At 70.1% G+C, this 15,769-nt stretch carries 15 protein-coding genes; 6 read left to right on the top strand and 9 right to left on the bottom strand.

From position 1 onward, the window contains the following. Positions 1-124: 124 nt before the first annotated feature. From EAO72_RS43090 to EAO72_RS16395, 3 genes are all read right to left on the bottom strand, one after another. Positions 125-577, bottom strand: coding sequence for a biotin/lipoyl-containing protein (locus EAO72_RS43090; protein WP_410090365.1), 453 nt, complete (start codon positions 575-577; stop codon positions 125-127). Positions 578-686: 109 nt separating this feature from the next. After that, positions 687-3,374, bottom strand: a complete 2,688-nt coding sequence (gene aceE / locus EAO72_RS16400) for a pyruvate dehydrogenase (acetyl-transferring), homodimeric type (protein WP_148018080.1) — start codon at positions 3,372-3,374, stop codon at positions 687-689. A gap of 118 nt (positions 3,375-3,492) precedes the next feature. Beyond that, positions 3,493-4,233: an SDR family oxidoreductase gene (locus EAO72_RS16395; RefSeq protein WP_148018079.1), complete on the bottom strand. Its 741-nt coding sequence runs from the start codon at positions 4,231-4,233 to the stop codon at positions 3,493-3,495. Between the two features lie 270 nt (positions 4,234-4,503). Between EAO72_RS16395 and EAO72_RS16390 the strand changes: the two genes are divergently transcribed. After that, complete coding sequence (locus tag EAO72_RS16390; protein WP_148018078.1) at positions 4,504-4,965, top strand: cupin domain-containing protein; 462 nt, start codon at positions 4,504-4,506, stop codon at positions 4,963-4,965. Between the two features lie 103 nt (positions 4,966-5,068). Here the strand turns inward: EAO72_RS16390 and EAO72_RS16385 are convergent, their stop codons facing one another. The 4 genes from EAO72_RS16385 to EAO72_RS16370 all read right to left on the bottom strand — a co-directional run bounded on the left by EAO72_RS16385 (position 5,069) and on the right by EAO72_RS16370 (position 8,153). Continuing rightward, positions 5,069-5,563, bottom strand: coding sequence for a cupin domain-containing protein (locus EAO72_RS16385; protein WP_148018077.1), 495 nt, complete (start codon positions 5,561-5,563; stop codon positions 5,069-5,071). Positions 5,564-5,686: 123 nt separating this feature from the next. After that, positions 5,687-7,228, bottom strand: coding sequence for an MFS transporter (locus EAO72_RS16380; RefSeq protein ID WP_148018076.1), 1,542 nt, complete (start codon positions 7,226-7,228; stop codon positions 5,687-5,689). Then, the gene (locus tag EAO72_RS16375; RefSeq protein ID WP_148018075.1) at positions 7,225-7,512 is read right to left on the bottom strand and encodes a hypothetical protein; all 288 of its coding nucleotides are present in this window, start codon (positions 7,510-7,512) and stop codon (positions 7,225-7,227) included. The genes EAO72_RS16380 and EAO72_RS16375 overlap by 4 nt, the downstream gene beginning before the upstream one ends. A gap of 170 nt (positions 7,513-7,682) precedes the next feature. Continuing rightward, positions 7,683-8,153 carry a carboxymuconolactone decarboxylase family protein gene (locus EAO72_RS16370; protein ID WP_148018074.1) on the bottom strand — a complete coding sequence of 157 codons (471 nt, stop codon included), beginning with the start codon at positions 8,151-8,153 and terminating at the stop codon, positions 7,683-7,685. A gap of 291 nt (positions 8,154-8,444) precedes the next feature. Here EAO72_RS16370 and EAO72_RS16365 point away from each other — a divergent pair, with 291 nt between their 5' ends. The 5 genes from EAO72_RS16365 (at position 8,445) to EAO72_RS16345 (ending at position 14,784) form a co-directional block, all read left to right on the top strand. After that, the gene (locus EAO72_RS16365; protein ID WP_148018073.1) at positions 8,445-9,233 is read left to right on the top strand and encodes a DUF427 domain-containing protein; all 789 of its coding nucleotides are present in this window, start codon (positions 8,445-8,447) and stop codon (positions 9,231-9,233) included. 199 nt (positions 9,234-9,432) lie between these two features. Next, complete coding sequence (locus tag EAO72_RS16360; RefSeq protein WP_148018072.1) at positions 9,433-10,383, top strand: alpha/beta hydrolase; 951 nt, start codon at positions 9,433-9,435, stop codon at positions 10,381-10,383. A 90-nt stretch (positions 10,384-10,473) separates the two neighbouring features. Beyond that, positions 10,474-11,193, top strand: a complete 720-nt coding sequence (locus EAO72_RS16355; protein WP_148018071.1) for an alpha/beta fold hydrolase — start codon at positions 10,474-10,476, stop codon at positions 11,191-11,193. A 109-nt stretch (positions 11,194-11,302) separates the two neighbouring features. Beyond that, positions 11,303-11,644: a hypothetical protein gene (locus tag EAO72_RS16350; protein WP_148018070.1), complete on the top strand. Its 342-nt coding sequence runs from the start codon at positions 11,303-11,305 to the stop codon at positions 11,642-11,644. Positions 11,645-12,012: 368 nt separating this feature from the next. After that, positions 12,013-14,784 (top strand): helix-turn-helix transcriptional regulator, encoded by a 2,772-nt coding sequence (locus EAO72_RS16345; RefSeq protein ID WP_148018069.1) that lies wholly within the window; start codon positions 12,013-12,015, stop codon positions 14,782-14,784. 23 nt (positions 14,785-14,807) lie between these two features. Here the strand turns inward: EAO72_RS16345 and EAO72_RS16340 are convergent, their stop codons facing one another. After that, on the bottom strand, positions 14,808-15,215 hold the full coding sequence (locus EAO72_RS16340) for an OsmC family protein (RefSeq protein ID WP_148018068.1): 408 nt from the start codon (positions 15,213-15,215) through the stop codon (positions 14,808-14,810). A 203-nt stretch (positions 15,216-15,418) separates the two neighbouring features. Further along, on the bottom strand, positions 15,419-15,769 hold a 351-nt coding region (locus EAO72_RS16335), incomplete at its 5' end, for a LuxR C-terminal-related transcriptional regulator (RefSeq protein WP_148018132.1).

Here is a 15,769-nt window from a genome sequence, read left to right as displayed (position 1 = left end):
GGTCGGGAGAGCAGAGCGGGCAGATAGGTGCGCGGGTCAGCCATCGCCCGGTGGTAACGGCTCCACAGGGTCTGTGGCGAGCAGCGCCGGTGCATCGCCACGGTGCGGGCGAGATGACCGGGGCCTATCGGAATGATCCGCGGTTCGCGGCGCATGAGTCGCTCCTTGCGCGGCCGGGGCCGGTGCGGGCGTGCACGGGCGGTTCGGGGGAAGCCGGCGGAGCGGACGGGACAGGTGCCACGACGGGCGTGTCCGGTGCGGATGGCGCGGACCCGGCGGGGACCGATGCCGGGCCGGCCTGCGCACCACCGGCCGGGGGCGAGGCCGCCGGAGCCGTCTCCGGCGCGCCGATGACGCCGAGTGCTGCGCCGACCTCCGCCGTCTCGTCCTCGGCGACGAGAATCTTGAGCAGAACGCCGCCCGAGGGCGAGGGGATCTCGGTGTCGACCTTGTCGGTGGAGACCTCCAGCAGCGGCTCGTCGGCCTCCACACGTTCACCGACCTGCTTCAGCCAGCGGGTCACGGTGGCCTCGGTGACGGACTCGCCGAGGGCCGGCAGCGGCACGGAAACGGTCATGTTGTCGTTCAACTCCTCACGGTCCGGCGGGGAGCGATGGCCCGCCGGACCTGTCGTCCACGGCCTGCGTCGGAAGACCCAGGCATTGTCGGTCGCCTTCCGCAGCCGCTCACCGGTCGAGGCCGTAGCGGGTGCGGGCCTGTGCCACCGTCGCGGGCGGAATCCGGTCCGCCCGCGCCAGCCGGTCCAGGGCGGTCACCACGATCGACTCGGCGTCCACCCGGAAGTAGCGCCGCACGTCGTCACGGGTGTCGGACAGGCCGAAACCGTCGGTGCCCAGCGAGTAGTAGTCCTGCGGAACCCACTGGCTGATCTGGTCGGGTACCTGCCGCATCCAGTCGCTGACGGCCAGCACCGGCCCAGGCGCCCCGGCCAGCGCGCGAGTGACGAAGGGGACGCGCTCTTCGCCCCTCGTACGGGCGTCGTCGGCACGCATGGCGTCCCGGCGCAGCTCCGTCCAGGAGGTCACCGACCACACGTCGGCGTCCACCTGCCACTCGGAGGCGAGCAACTCCTGAGCGCGCAGGGCCCAGTGGATGGCCGTGCCGGAAGCCAGGAGCTGGAGCCGGAGTCCGGTCGCGGTGGGTGCGGCGGACCGGAAACGGTATATGCCCCTGACGATGCCTTCCTCGATACCCGGAACCGACGGCATGGCGGGCTGATGCCGGGGCTCGTTGTACACAGTCAGGTAGTAGAAGACGTTCTCCGGCTGCTCGCCGTACATCCGGCGCAGTCCGTCCCGGACGATCACCGCGATCTCGAAGGCGAAGGCCGGGTCATAACTGACCGCCGCCGGGTTGGTGGAGGCCAGCAGGTGCGAGTGCCCGTCGCCGTGCTGCAGGCCCTCACCGGTCATCGTCGTGCGCCCGGCGGTGCCGCCGACCACGAACCCGCGGCCCATCTGGTCACCGAGCGCCCAGAACTGGTCGCCCGTCCGCTGGAAACCGAACATGGAGTAGAAGATGTAGAACGGGATCATGGGTTCGCCGTGGGTGGCGTACGACGTCGCGGCGGCGGCGAACTCGGCGACGGACCCGGCCTCTGTGATGCCCTCGATGAGCAACTGCCCCGTCGTGCTCTCCCTGTAGTGGAGCAGTTGGTCCGCGTCGACCGGATCGTAGGTCTGGCCCTGCGGCGAATAGATGCCGGCGGTGGGGAACATCGACTCCATGCCGAACGTACGGGCCTCGTCGGGGATGATCGGCACCCATCGTGCCCCGCTCCGCGGTTCGCGCATCAGGTCCCTGACCAGCCGGACCAGCGCCATCGTCGTCGCGACCTCCTGGTGGCCCGATCCCTTCTCCAGTTCCTCGAAGGGTCTGGCGGACGGTGCCGGCAGTGGCCCGGCCGTGACCCGCCGCACCGGAGCGGGTCCGCCCAGCGCCGCCCGGCGCTCGCGCAGGTATCTGACCTCCGGCGAGTCTTCCCCCGGGTGCCAGTACGGGACCTCCTCACCGCCGAGCGCACTGTCGGGAACGGGCAACTCCAACAGGTCGCGCATCGCCCGGAACTGCTGCGTTGTGAGCTTCTTCATCTGGTGGTTGGCGTTGCGTGACTCGAAGGCCGAGCCCAGCGTGTGGCCCTTGACCGTCTGGGCGAGGACCACCGTCGGCGCACCCCGGTGCGTCACGGCGGCCCGGTAGGCCGAGTACACCTTCAGCGGCTCGTGCCCGCCGCGCGAATTCTCGAACAGCTCGACCACTCGCGCGTCGCTCAGGGAGGCCGCGAGGGCGGACAGGGCGTCACCGGTGAAGAAGTTCTTGCGGATGTATGCGGCGTCCCGCGCGGCGAGCGTCTGCATCTGTGCGTCCGGTACCTCACCCAGGCGCCGCACCAGGTCGCCGTCCGCGTCCTGCCCGAGCAACGGGTCCCAGGCCTCGCCCCACAAGGTCTTGACGACGTTCCAGCCCGCGCCGCGGAACCGTGCCTCCAGCTCCTGGACGATCTTCGAGTTGGACCGGACCGGCCCGTCCAGGCGCTGGAGATTGCAGTTGATGACGAAGGTGAGGTTGTCCAGGCCCTCACGCGAGGCCAGCGTCAGAGCGGCCGTCGACTCCGGCTCGTCCGTCTCCCCGTCGCCCAGGAACGCCCACACCCGTGAGGCCGAGGTGTCCTTGATGCCGCGGGCCCGCAGATAGCGGTTGAAGCGAGCCTGGTAGATGGCCGCGAGGGGCCCCAGCCCCATGGAGACCGTGGGGAACTCCCACAACCACGGCAGCCTCCGGGGATGCGGATACGACGGCAGCCCCTGACCGCCGGCCTCCCGGCGGAACCCGTCGAGTTGCCGTTCGCTCAGCCGTCCCTCCAGGAACAGCCGCGCGTAGATGCCCGGGGAGGCGTGTCCCTGGAGGAAGAGCTGGTCGCCGGATCCGTCGTCGTCCTTGCCCCGGAAGAAGTGGTTGAACCCGATCTCGTAGAGCCAGGCCGCCGAGGCGTAGGTGGAGATGTGACCGCCCAGTCCCAGCCGGGAAGCACGGGTGACCATCACCGCGGCGTTCCACCGGTTGAGCGCGGTGATTCTGGTCTCCATCTCCAGGTCACCGTCGAACTCCGGCTGCGCGGCGGCCGGGACGGTGTTGATGTAGTCCGAGTACAGCAGTCCCGGCAGGGACGTCCCCGTCCTGGCCGCGAACTCGTGTACCCGCCGCATCAGGTACACCGCCCGTTCCGGCCCCGCGTTGCGCACGACGGCGTCCAGGGACGCCTGCCACTCGGCGGTCTCGCCGCGGTCACGGTCGGGCAGTTGATCGAGTTCGCTGGACACAGGTGTATCGGAGGTCAGGGAGGGGTCACTCATAGCAGCCTTCTTGTCACGCGTCGGGGTTCGGCGGCACCGGCCGTGGTCATGGCGGATGTCGCGGGACGACCGGTCTGGCAGGGAAACCGGGGCGACGAGGTATCGCCGGCCGGCGGGCTCAACGGCTCTTGAGCCACTGGGTGAACGTCTGGTGGCCCAGATGGGCGCCAGGGCCGGGAAGCAGGGCGCGCTCCGCGAGCACCGCACCGAAGAACGGGGTCCGCGCGTCGGCGATGACCGGTCCGGGCCGGCCCAGGACACCCAGCAACTCGGCAGTGACGTCCTCCAGCCGCAGTTCCTCGGGGCCGGCCGCCTCGATCACACCGAACTCCGGTACGCCCAGTGTGACATGGGCGAGCCTGGTGGCGACGTCGTCCGCCGATACGGGTTGCAGCAGCAGCGGTGGCACATGCACACCGTCGGGCCGGGTGCCCGACACCGCCGCGGCCTCCACCGACTCGTAGAACGGTGTGGCGCGCACCACGGTGTACGGCACGGTGGTGTGCCGGGCGAGCGCCTCCTGGGCCGCCTTGGCCCGAAAGTAGCCCGAGTTGACCCGGCCGGCGCCCACCACCGACAGTGCCACGTAATGCTCCACGCGCGCCGCGGCGACGGCCCGTACGAGGTTGCCCGTCGCGGTGGTGAAGAACTGGGTGCTGATCGCCTCTTCCCGGGATGGCGCTTCGGTGACATCCACCACCACATCGGCTGTACGCAGCGCCCGTTGAAGGGCGTCTCCGCCGCTGATGTCGACTCCCTCCCCACGCGAAACCGGCACGACCTCCACCCCGTGGTCCCGCAACCGCACGACGGTTCTGGAACCGATCAGGCCGGTGGCACCTGCAACGACGACTCTCATCTGGATCTCCTCGGTCGGGGGCCGGTGACTCCGGGTGTCCCGAGCAGGTGGCGGATACCGACATACCACCGTGCTCATCTCACCTAGACAGGTCTCACACGCTTCGTGTGACACAGTGCGGCCGAGGTCGTACGGGCCGATGGTCGCGCGTGTCACAGACCCGACCGGTACGCGGTCAGGAGAGGGAGCGGTCCTCGGGACCGGAGATGACTCCGTGACGGCGGACGACGTGCCGCCCGGACACGGCACCACCATGGAAGGCGCGACTCGATGTCGGAGAACGCACAGCACACCCACCACGCCCATCACGGTCACGGAACCGGCGGTGAGGACGGGCCCAGCTGGACCCGCGCGGCGAAGATGCTCCAGGACGCCTCGCCGGTCGTCGTGCCCGAAGGCGCCTCGGCGATGACCATCCACGTCGAGTGGGAGCCCGGCGACCCCGGCACCCCGCCGCACCGCCACTCCGGCCCGGCGTTCGGCTACGTCATCAAGGGGGCCGTCCGCTTCGAGCTGGAGGGCGAGCCCGAACGCGTGGTCGAAGCCGGCGGTACCTTCTGGGAGCCGGGAGGCGACGCCATCCACTACCAGGACGGCAACGCGCGCAGTGACGAGAAGACGGAGTTCGTCGTCACCATGATGTGCGCGCCCGGCAAGCCCATGCTCGAACTGGTCGACCCGGAGGAGCTGAAGGAGCGCGCGCACCTGCGCGCACCCCGGCCCACGGCCTGACCCTCCCGGGGACGAACGCACGAGGCGGGGCCCCGTACCCGTGACACCGGCCGCAGCCGGGAGGTCATGGGTACGGGGCCCCGCCCTTTGTGAGGAATGCTCGCTACTCCACGAAGTACGAGTCGTGCTTGTCGAAGAACGCGGCGCGCTCCTCCTCGGAGGCGTTCCCCAGCCGGGAGACCTGCTCGAAGTACTCCTCGCGCGGGGCGCCGGGGGTGAAGAGCAGCAGCATGTCGGCGGGGGCGTCGGAGTCGTTGCGGAAGGCGTGCAGCCCGCCTTGGGGAACGTGCAGGAAGTCCCCCTTGCGGGCATCGACCCATTGCACGCCGTCGAAGACGCGCACGGTGCCGTCCAGAATGAAGAACGACTCCGAGATCCTTCGGTGGAAGTGGGTCTTGGGCCCGCCCGCCCGTGGACGCATCTCCACCCGGTACAGGCCGAACTCACCCCGTGTGGTGCTCGTGGTGGCCAGATAATGCGTGGCGTCCTTGCCGCCACCGCTCTCACCGAGGTCCGGCGGTGTGGTGGCCGGCCGGAAGACGGCGCTGACCTCGCCGTCCTCACCCCAGTACTTCTTCTCCGGGTACGGGTACGACATGTCTGCTTCCTTTCCTGCGGCCGGGACTCCGTGGAGCGCCGGACCGGACCGCCGGCAGGCGGTCCTCCGCACAATGAGACCGTGGCCTCCGCCGTCGGGACTGCGGAGAGCGTCGGCCGGATGTCATTCGATGGCTTGGCGACGGGTGAAGCGGGACACCAGCGGCGGCTCCATCAGCCAGCCGTGGGTCCGTCCGTGGGTCCGCCCGCGGTGCGGACGAGACCCTGCGGCGGCGGTCCGCCGCAGGGTGAGGAAGGCGACCGACGCGCCGATGGCGAGCAGGCCCGCGCACAGCGGCATGGCCCGGCTGAAGGACGCGTCGAAGGCCGCGCCCGACCGGTAGGCCTCCGGCCCCATGCCGGCCAGCAGCGGAAGCGCCGCGACGGACACCAGCCCGGCCGCCCGGGCCGCGGCGTTGTTGATGCCGCTGGCCAGGCCGGCGTTCGAGGCGTTCACCGAGGCCAGCAGCGTCACGGTCAGAGGAGCGACCATGATGACCATACCGGCGCCCATCACCAGCAGGGCCGGGAGGACGTCGTGGAAGTAGGAGGCGTCCGGACCGACCCGCAGCATCAGCAGCATTCCGGCCGCGCATACCAGCGGGCCGGCGGTGAGCGGAGCCCGTGGTCCCAGTCGCTGGGTGAGAGTCCCGGCGTGGGACGAGAACAGCAGCATCAGCACGGTGTTCGGCAACATCGCCGCACCGGCGCCCAGGGCCGAGTACCCGACGACGATCTGCAGTTGCAGGGCAGTTAGGAAGAAGAACCCGCCCGTGCCGGCGTAGACGCACAGGGTGATCACGTTGACGGCGGCGAACGGCCGGGAGGAGAAGATCGTCGGCGGCATCATGGGGTCGGCACTGTGGCGTTCCACCTGAATGAACGCGGCCCCCGCCACGACACCGCCGACTGCCGCCGCCACGGCCACCGTTCCGCCGTCCGGGGCCTCGGTCAGCGCGTACGTGACCAGGGCGAGAGCCGATGCGCCCAGGACGGCTCCGGGGATGTCGAAACCGATCCGCCTGCGGGCACCCGCGCCGGCCGGTTTCTTGCGGGGTGCGCCCACCGACTCCGGAACATGGCGCAGCGCGACGGGGACGCACAGCAGGGCGGGGACGACGCTCAGCAGGAAGGTCCAGCGCCAGCCGGGGCCGTCCACCAGCCACCCGCCGAGGAACGGCCCGAGTGCGGCGCCTATGCCGCCGAAGCCGGACCACAGACCGATCGCACGCGGGCGGTCGTCCGGGTGGAAGGAGGCCTCGATGATCGCCAGTGAACCGGGCGTGAGCAGCGCGCCGCCGACGCCCTGCAGTGCCCGGGCGGCGATCAGCGTGGTGGTATCGGGGGCCAGGCCGCAGAGGACGGAGGCGACCGCGAACCACACGGCACCCAGGACGAAGACGCGGCGCCTTCCGAAGCGGTCGCCCAGGGACCCGCCCAGCAGGATGAGGCCCGCCAGAGTCAGCATGTAGGCGTTCACCGTCCACTGCAGCACGGCGAGATCGGCGTCGAAGTCCTCGCCGATGCGCGGCAGCGCGACGTTGGTGACGGTCGAGCCGAGCAGTACGACACCGGACCCCAGCGCGGTCGCCAGCAGGGTCCATCGTCCACGGGCGTCGGCGACGCGAAGAGCGGCAGTGCCCTCGGGAGCGGGGGAGCGTTTCATGCCGGGTCCTGCCCTCGTTCGGCGCCGCGCTCGCGAGCGGCGTACTCCTGCAGCGGGTCGCGGACGTTCCGGACGGCCGCCGCGAACTCCTTCGGGTACTCCGCCGGAAGGTGTCCCGTGAGGCCTTCTGGACTGTCCGTCGCACCACCGGACTCCGGTTGCTTCGCGAGGTGGCCGAAGACGGCCACGGGTGCCGCCCGCGCGGGGCACACCGCGCGGGCGAAGCTCTGCCCACTGCCGGCCCAGGCCCGTCGCAGCGAGGCGAACGCGTGGTGGTCTGACATGCGAGTCCTCGGAAGAACATCGCTCCAGGGAGGGCCGGGCCTGCCGGGGGAGCGGAGTCGGTCGGCGGACGACGGTGTCCGGCTGGGGCGGGTTCTGTCCGTCGCCCGGTCGGAGGTCGGGGCGAGCGGGCGACGGACAGCATGTGGCCGGCTGGGCCGGATCGGCTGACTCAGCCGAACATCCCGGGCTTGTAACCGCCCGCGGGCTGCCGGTTGATGACGTTGATGCGGTTGTAGGCGTTGATGACGGCGATCAGCGAGATCAGGGCGGCGAGCTGGTCCTCGTCGTAGTGCTTCGCTGCCTGTGCCCATGCTTCGTCCGACACGCCGCCGGCCGCGTCCGCCACGCGCGTACCCTGCTCGGTCAGCTCGAGTGCCGCGCGCTCGGCGTCGGTGAAGACCGTGGCCTCGCGCCACACGGCCACGAGGTTCAGCCGCTGCTGGTTCTCACCCGCCGCGGAGGCGTCCTTGGTGTGCATGTCGGTGCAGAAACCGCAGCCGTTGATCTGGCTGGCACGGATCTTCACCAGTTCCTGAGTGGTGATCGGAAGAGCCCCCTGGACCGCCGCTCCGGCGGAGTTCAGGTGCTTCATGACCTTGCCGGCAAGAGCGTTGCCGAAGTAGTTGATACGCGCGTCCATGATGAATCTCCTCAGGTCTGAACACTTACGCTCCCCCTGACCGACGGCGCTCGCGTTTTGTGACAGGGGTGCTCGTCCGCGCTCGTCCCACGGCCCCGCCCTTTCACATCACACGACCTCCGGGGCACACGGTGTGACTGAAACGTGTGTACGTTGGCCCGCTCCGGGCGTTGACACCAGGAGCGGGCGATAGCATCGGGCAACTGGACCAGGCCGTCGGCCCGAGTCGGCGCCGCCCATCCGGGCCCCGGGCGCGGCGAGCGCAACATCAGCGAACACAAGGTGATCAGCATGGCTACCGAAAGTGTCCTGTACCCGAGTCTCATCGTCCCGACCGGGCACGTCGAGCCCGTGCCCCGACGTGTCCGGGGGATGATCGGAGGCCGTGTCGCCTTCGACACCCGCCGCGCACTGTACGTGTGGGAGTGGCAGGCGTACCCGCAATTCAGCATCCCGGTCGAGGACTTGGTGGACGGAGTTCTCCACGATGACAAGCACACCGAACAACTCGGTGCCGGGCCCGCGCACCGGCACACCCTGCAGGTCGGTTCCGAGGTGCGAGCGGGAGCGGCGTGGGTCTGGGGGGAGGGCGCTCCCGGGGCCTTGCACGACACCGTGCGTTTCGCATGGGAGGCGCTGGACGCCTGGTTCGAGGAGGACGAGCCGGTCTTCGTCCATCCCCGAAGCCCGTACTCGCGCGTGGACGCCCTGCGTTCCCGCAGCAGTGTCCGAGTCGAGGTGGACGGCGTCGTGCTGGCTGAGGCCTCCGAGTGCGTGAAGCTGTTCGAGACCGGCCTGCCGACCCGCTACTACCTCGACCGCACTGCCATCGACTGGACCCGGTTGCGGCCTTCGGGCACGTCGACCCGTTGCCCCTACAAGGGCACGACGAGCGGCTACTGGTCGTTCGACAGCGACAACGCTTCCCACGAGGACATTGTCTGGATGTATGACTTCCCGACCGTCCAGGCCAACCGCATCGCGGGACTGGCCGCGTTCTACAACGAACACGTCGACCTGTACGTCGACGGCTCGCTGCTGCCCAGGCCCGTGGATCCGGCCGGGCCGGCCTCCGACTGAGGCGGTCCCTCCGCCGCCCGACGGGTGCGGGACTGCGTCGCTTGCGCGGGCGGGCGGCGGTGACGGGAATTACTCGGGAAACGCATTGGCCGACGAGCGGGCGAAGAACTCTGCCCCACGGGTGCGTCACACATCGCCCGCCCGCACGGTCTCATGAGGTGAAAAGCCTGGCAAAAGCCACCGCCTCAAGGAGCAAGCCGTGAGCGACATCATTCTCGAGCCCGCCGCGCAGGAATTCGCCGACGCGACCGCCAAACCGCCGCTGCTTTACGAACTCGGTGTCGAGGGAGCACGCAAACTGCTCGACGACGTCCAGTCCGGGCCGATCGAGAAGCCCGAGGTGGACGAGAAGTGGATCACCGTGGCCGCCGATGCCGGCGAGGTGCGCGTGCGCATCGTCAAGCCTGTCGGCCACACGGGCGCGCTGCCCGTCATCCTCTACGTGCACGGCGGCGGCTGGATCCTCGGGAACGCCGGCACGCACGACCGCCTCGTGCGCGAGCTGGCCGTGGGCGCGTCGGCGGCCGTGGTCTTCGTCGAGTACGACCGTGCCCCCGAGGCAAAGTACCCCGTCGCCATCGAACAGGCCTACGCCGTCGCCCGGTGGGTCACCGCAAAGGGCGCCGAGGAAGGACTGATCGGTTCCCGAATGGCTGTCGCCGGAGACTCCGTCGGCGGCAACATGACTGCCGCCCTCACCCACCTGGCCAAGCGGCGCGGCGATGTGACCTTCCTGCACCAGTCGCTGTACTACCCCGTCACCGACGCCGGGCAGGACACGGAGAGCTACCGCGTCTTCGCCCACGGACCCCACCTGACGGCGAAGGCCATGGAGTGGTTCTGGAACGCCTACACCACCGACCCGGAGGAGCGGAAGGAGATCACGGCATCGCCGCTGCGTGCGACCATGGGCGAACTCCGGGGACTGCCGCCGGCGTTCATCGCGGTGGACGAGAACGACGTTCTGCGCGACGAGGGCGAGGCGTACGCCCGGAAGCTGATCCAGGCCGGTGTGCCGACCACGACCGTCCGCTACAACGCCAGCCTGCACGACTTCATGATGCTGAACCCGGTCCGCGGAACTCAGGCGTCCACTGCGGCGATCGAGCAGGCGATCCATGTGCTGCGCAAGGCCCTCGGCACCGACTGAATCTGTTCCGCGCGGTAATTCCGCGAGAATTCCGGCCCCGTGGACGCCCTTTGGCGCGTCCGGTCCGCCGGTCGAATGAAAGGCCCACTCATGAGCGCACAGAAACCCACCATTGTCCTTGTGCACGGCGCGTTCGCGGACTCGTCCAGCTGGAACGGCGTTGTCGAGAAACTCCAGTCGCACGACTATCCCGTGGTGGCCGCCGCCAACCCCCTGCGCGGACTGACCGAGGACAGCGCCTACGTCAGGCAGCTCCTGGCGTCCGTCGACGGGCCCGTGGTCCTCGTCGGGCACTCCTACGGCGGCTCGGTCATCAGCAATGCCGCCAAGGGGCTGGACAACGTCAAGGCCCTGGTGTTCGTCGCGGCCTTCCTGCCGGACGAAGGAGAGAGCGCTGTCGCACTGTCCGAGAAGTTCCCGGGCAGCACCCTCGGAGAGAACCTGCGGCCAGTGCCGATCACGCTCCCCGACGGGAGCGAGGCAGTCGATCTCTACATTGAGAAGGCTCGGTTCCACCAGCAGTTCGCCGCCGACGTCCCGGAGGGGGCCGCGGCCGTCATGGCGGCCACCCAGCGCCCCGTCGTCGACGCCGCGCTGGCAGAGGACGCATCGGCCCCCGCGTGGAAGGACATCCCGTCCTGGGTCCTCGTGGCCTCCGAGGACCGCAACATTCCGGCACGTGTGCAGACGTACATGGCCGAGCGTGCCAACGCCACCGTGGTGAACGTCGCCGCTTCCCACGCGGTCGCCGTCTCCCGTCCGGGCGAGGTCGCCCGCCTGATCAACGCCGCGGCGCAGGCGACCGGCTGAGCGGTCGGTGGGACGCCGTCGCCCCGGGAGGCCGGCGGCGACCCACCGGTCCACCGGCCGCCGAGCCGGTCCCGCCTCCGCACCGTCGTCGAGACACAGGGAGTACATCATGGACACGACTAAGCATGCTGCTCGTGGGCTGGCCGACATACAGGCCTACCTGTACCGCGAGGCGCACCTGGGCGCGGCTCGCCGACGTGTGGCCGCCTTCACCGCCAGGACTGCCGGGCTGACCCACCGACAGAAGCGCGACCTGGAGGAGTGGTACCTGGAGGAACAGAGGTACGTGGCCCGCATGGTGACCGATCACATCGCCGACAGTGTCGGCGCGGCCGAGGCGGCGCACCACCGCCGGTTCGGGTACTGGGTGCGGGGAACGCTGCTCGCCATGGCCGTGATCAGCGTGGTGGCCTTCGTGTGGGCAGCGGTCGTCGTGGCGTCGATGACCTGATCCACGGAGCACGTCGTGGCATCGGCCACCCTGATCCCTCGAAGCGCGTCGTCGGCCACCTGATCGACAGCAGACATCACCGGGCCGCCTCATCGGTCCGGAGCGATTCCTTCCGGCCATCGGCGTCCCGGCCGGTTCGCGGATGGCGCAGCTCGCCGTTCCGCCGCGCCGCCGCGATCGTCGCCCTTCCTGACCGGCTGCCGCCGAGGTCACACCATGATCAGGGGAGGCGGACGGCGGCGGGCGCGAGCAGGCGGGGACGGGCTGAAGAGGTCCAGGGCGGCTCCTCGCGGAGCGCGAACCGCTGGATCGAGACAGGTTCTACGGAAGGTGAAACGCCGGGGTATCGTGACGGCCGGGAGGCTGCCATGGTGAGGCACGGAGCAAGAACCGAACTCATCGGTCGGCGGGAAGAGTGCAAGGTCCTCGATGACCTCCTCGCGCAGGCCAGGGCCGGCCGAAGCAGTGCGGTGGTGGTGCGCGGCGAAGCGGGCATCGGAAAGACCGAACTGCTTCATCACCTGCTCGAACAGGCCACCGGGTGCCACGTCCTCAGGGCGGCCGGCGTGCAGTCCGAGATGGAACTGTCCTACGCGGGGCTGCACCAGCTCTGCGCCCCTCTGCTGTCCCACCTCGAAGGTCTTCCGGAGCCGCAGCGGAACGCACTCAGCACGGCCTTCGGAATGCGGGTCGGTGACGCTCCCGACCGGTTCCTGGTCGGTCTGGCCACCTTGAGTCTGCTCTCTGCCGCCGTCGGCGACAAACCGCTGGTGTGCCTGGTGGACGATGTCCAGTGGCTGGACCGTGTCTCGGCCCAGACCCTGGAGTTCGTCGCCCGACGGCTGCTCGCCGAGTCCGTCCTGCTCGTGCTCGCCGTCCGGGAGTCCGGCTCCCGTGAATTGTTCGCCGATCTGCCCGAACTCGCTGTGCGCGGACTGAACGAGCGTGACTCCCGCAGGCTCCTCGACTCGGTTGTCACGGGTCCGCTCAACCAGCGGGTACGGGACCGCATCGTCGCCGAGACGCACGGCAATCCGTTGGCCCTGGTCGAGCTGCCGCGAGGCCTGACCCTCCTCGAAATGGCCGGAGGCTACGGGATACCCGAGACGCGGCCCCTGTCCAGCCGGATCGAGGCGGGCTTCGTCGCCCGTATCCAGTCCCTTCCGCCGCAGACACAGCAGTTGCTCCTCATCGCCGCCACCGAGCCGTCCGGGGATGTGTCCCTGCTGCGGGACGCCGCCACGTACCTCGGTATCGACGTGGAGGCCGCGGCCACCCAGGCCGAGGCGTCAGGTCTCATGAGCCTCGGCGCCTGGGTCCGCTTCCGGCACCCCCTGGTCCGCTCCGCGGCCTTCCGCGCGGTCGGGTTCGAAGAACGCCGGCGTGTCCACGGGGCGCTGGCCGAGTCGATCGACGCGGCGCTCCTCCCCGAACGCCGTGTCTGGCACCTTGCGAGTGCCACGGCGGGCCCGGACGAGTCCGTCGCCGCCGAACTGGTGGGATCCGCCGGCCGAGCGCACGCGCGAGGTGGTGTCGCGGCGGCGGCGGCCTTCCTGGACCGCGCCACGCAGCTGACACCTGATCCCGTGCGGCGCGGAGAGCGGGCCCTGGCCGCGGCGCGGGCGAAGTACCTGGCGGGCGCCTTCGACACCGCGCGGGGCCTGGTCGACGCGGCGGAGCTGAGTCCTCTGGACGAGGTCGGAGCCGGACGTGCGACCTTGTTGCGAGGGCAGATCATGTCCGCGGCCAAGAGCGCCAGCGCCGGACTGCCGCTCCTGCTGGAAGCGGCCCAGCGGCTCCAGCCGTTCGACCCGGCACTTGCCGACCAGACGTACAGGGACGCGATCTACGCGGCCCTGACGGCGGGCCGACTGGCCACCGGTGGGGTCCGCGACGTCGCGGAGGCGATGCTGAGCACACCTGACCGAGCCGACACCACGAGCCGCGAGATCCGCCTGCTGACGGGTTTTGCCCGCTTGGTCACCGAGGGCTACGCCGTCGGTACGCCGATCCTCCTGGATGCCGTGACGGCGTTCCGAAAGGAGGAACCCGCACGCGAGGACGGCCTGGGCTGGCTTCCGTTCGCCTGCCGCATGGCACACAGCACCTGGGACTTCGCCGCGTGGTCGGAACTTTCGGCGCGGTTGGTCGATCTCGCCCGGGGCAACGGCGCGCTCTCCGTCCTGCCTTCGGCCCTTCTGCTGCGGCTGTCGAACCGGGTGTTCGCCGGAGACCTCCGTGACGCGGCCTCCCTGTGCGTGGAGGCGAGCGCGATCGGCGAAGCCACCGGCAGCAGCTTCTTCGCGCACTACGGTGCCCTCGTCGTGGAGCCGTTCCGAGGCAGGGAATCGGCGACCCGGCAAGCGATCGAGACCCTCACACAGGACCGATCTCTGCGCGGTGAGGGAAAGGTGGCGACGGCTACCCAGTGGGCGGCAGCCGTTCTCTACAACGGCCTGGGCCGGTACGAGGAGGCTTACTCGGCGGCCGAGAGAGGATGCGAGAATCCGCAGGAACTCGGACTGTCCCTGCAATCCCGAGTGGAGTTCGTGGAGGCGGCCGTGCGGCTGGGGCATACCGCGCGTGCGGCCGGGGCCGTGCGGACGATCGAGGAGATGGCGCAGGCCAGTGGTACGCCATGGGCACTCGGCGTGTCCGCTGCCGGCCGTGCTCTGGTGAGTGAGGGGGAGGCCGCCGACGCCCTGCACCGGGAGGCGGTCGAGCGGCTCGACGCGGCCGGTGTCCGGATGGACAGCGCCCGGGCACGGCTCCGCCACGGCGAGTGGCTGCGACTGCAGAGGCGGCGGGCGGAGGCTCGTATCCGGCTGGGCGAAGCCCACGAGATGCTCGACGGAGCCGGGGCCGAGGCATTCGCGGACCGTGCCCGGCGGGAGTTGCAGGCCGTCGGCGTCAAGCTCAGTGGGCGTGCCACGGCGGTGCCGGCGGTTCTCACCGCGAAGGAGGTCGAGATCGCCCGCCTCGCTCAGAAAGGCTTCACCAACCCGGAGATCGGCGCCCGGCTGTTCCTCAGCCCGCACACGGTCGACTGGCATCTRCGCAAGGTCTTCGTGAAACTGGGGATCTCCTCCCGTAAGCAGATCGGCTCGATCCCTTTGGAATCGGTGGAGACCGCGCCCTGACCCTCCGGCGGGCGGACGGAGGTTCAGGCGGCGGGAACCCCCGGTTCAGCCAGCAGGGCGGCTACGGTGTCGATCTCCACCTCTCGTGTCAACAGGCGGTGCACGGGACAGCGCCCGGCTGCTGCCAACAACTGCTCTCGCTGAGCGGCCTCCAGGTCCCCGGTGAGCCCGACGTTCTTGATGATGTGGCCTCGCTCCCCGAACCGCACGGCCACGTCGACACGCTCCAGTGGCCACTCGTGCCGGTCTGCCAGTGCACGTACGGCCATGGAGGTGCAGGAGCCCAGTGCCGCGAGCAGGAGCTCTCCCGGCGTGGGGCCCTCGTCGGCGCCGATGGGGTCCGGCTCGTCGGCCGTCAGGCGATGAGTGCCGATTCCGACAGAGCGGGTGAGCCGTCTGCCTTCGGCGATGGTCACGATGCGCGTGGTCATGGGGCTTCCTCTCGGCCGGGGTGCGGCCGTGGTCCGGCTGATCCCTTTGCCACAGAGACCGGGCGGCCCACACGTGTGTGACAGGTCGGCGGGAGTATTCCCGGCGGTACCACGGCAGGGCTCCTGAGCCGCTGACCCGTGCCGTCGGATCAGCCGGCGGCGGGACCCCCGCCTGCGGGTAGTCGGACGCGCGCCGACGCCGCTCACAGCACCGTGTGCAGGAGTTGCCGGGATGCGACGCCCAACTTGGCGTAAACCTTGCGTAGATGCCATTCCACGGTGTGAGGACTCAGGAACAACTGGGCGCCGATCTCGGAGTTGGTGAGCCCTTCCTTGGCGAGACGCGCGATTTGGCTCTCCTGCGTGGTGAGCGTGGCCACGGGGGCACCGCTGCGGCGGGCCACGGTCTCGCCCGCGGCCCGCAGTTCGTCGGCGGCGCGCTCGGCGAACGCGTGTGCACCGAACCGGGCGAAGGAGGCGTGTGCTGTCCGCAACTGGACACGGGCGTCGCCACGGCGGCCCTCACGCCGCAGCCACTCCCCGTACAGAAGGTG

Origin of the sequence: Streptomyces sp. OR43 (assembly GCF_008042275.1) — a bacterium.
Lineage (GTDB): Bacteria > Actinomycetota > Actinomycetes > Streptomycetales > Streptomycetaceae > Streptomyces.
The sequence above is the reverse complement of the archived record's forward strand: the minus strand, read 5'-3'. Positions and strand labels throughout refer to the sequence as shown.

What these genes read in the sequence shown, in the direction of transcription:
- EAO72_RS43090 (WP_410090365.1), bottom strand. Translation starts at nt 577, where the DNA reads ATGACCGTTTCCGTGCCGCTGCCGGCCCTCGGCGAGTCCGTCACCGAG.
- aceE (WP_148018080.1), bottom strand. Translation starts at nt 3,374, where the DNA reads ATGAGTGACCCCTCCCTGACCTCCGATACACCTGTGTCCAGCGAACTC.
- EAO72_RS16350 (WP_148018070.1), top strand. Translation starts at nt 11,303, where the DNA reads ATGGACACGACTAAGCATGCTGCTCGTGGGCTGGCCGACATACAGGCC.
- EAO72_RS16370 (WP_148018074.1), bottom strand. Translation starts at nt 8,153, where the DNA reads ATGGACGCGCGTATCAACTACTTCGGCAACGCTCTTGCCGGCAAGGTC.
- EAO72_RS16395 (WP_148018079.1), bottom strand. Translation starts at nt 4,233, where the DNA reads ATGAGAGTCGTCGTTGCAGGTGCCACCGGCCTGATCGGTTCCAGAACC.
- EAO72_RS16365 (WP_148018073.1), top strand. Translation starts at nt 8,445, where the DNA reads ATGGCTACCGAAAGTGTCCTGTACCCGAGTCTCATCGTCCCGACCGGG.
- EAO72_RS16385 (WP_148018077.1), bottom strand. Translation starts at nt 5,563, where the DNA reads ATGTCGTACCCGTACCCGGAGAAGAAGTACTGGGGTGAGGACGGCGAG.
- EAO72_RS16390 (WP_148018078.1), top strand. Translation starts at nt 4,504, where the DNA reads ATGTCGGAGAACGCACAGCACACCCACCACGCCCATCACGGTCACGGA.
- EAO72_RS16355 (WP_148018071.1), top strand. Translation starts at nt 10,474, where the DNA reads ATGAGCGCACAGAAACCCACCATTGTCCTTGTGCACGGCGCGTTCGCG.
- EAO72_RS16340 (WP_148018068.1), bottom strand. Translation starts at nt 15,215, where the DNA reads ATGACCACGCGCATCGTGACCATCGCCGAAGGCAGACGGCTCACCCGC.
- EAO72_RS16375 (WP_148018075.1), bottom strand. Translation starts at nt 7,512, where the DNA reads ATGTCAGACCACCACGCGTTCGCCTCGCTGCGACGGGCCTGGGCCGGC.
- EAO72_RS16380 (WP_148018076.1), bottom strand. Translation starts at nt 7,228, where the DNA reads ATGAAACGCTCCCCCGCTCCCGAGGGCACTGCCGCTCTTCGCGTCGCC.